Raw genomic sequence first — 255 nt, 5'->3', positions numbered from 1 at the left:
TGATGCCGCGCTCAACACGACCGGTCACCACGGTACCGCGGCCCGAGATCGAGAACACGTCTTCCACTGGCATCAGGAAGGCGCCGTCAACTGCGCGCTCTGGGGTTGGGATGTAGCTGTCCAGTGCGTCGGCCAGCTGCATGATCGCCTGTTCGCCCAGAGGACCGGTGTCGCCGTCCAGTGCTTTACGTGCCGAACCTTTGATGATAGGCAGGTCGTCGCCTGGGAACTCGTATTTCGACAGCAGCTCGCGCA

The 255-nt window shown here is 62.4% G+C and carries 1 pseudogene; it reads right to left on the bottom strand.

The annotated features are described in order from the left end of the window. Window positions 1-255, bottom strand: a pseudogene (gene tuf / locus KW842_RS27300) (elongation factor Tu); the annotation flags it as partial.

This window comes from Duganella sp. sic0402 (genome assembly GCF_019219065.1).
Taxonomy (GTDB): domain Bacteria; phylum Pseudomonadota; class Gammaproteobacteria; order Burkholderiales; family Burkholderiaceae_D; genus Rugamonas.
This window is presented reverse-complemented; position numbering and strand designations above follow the sequence as displayed.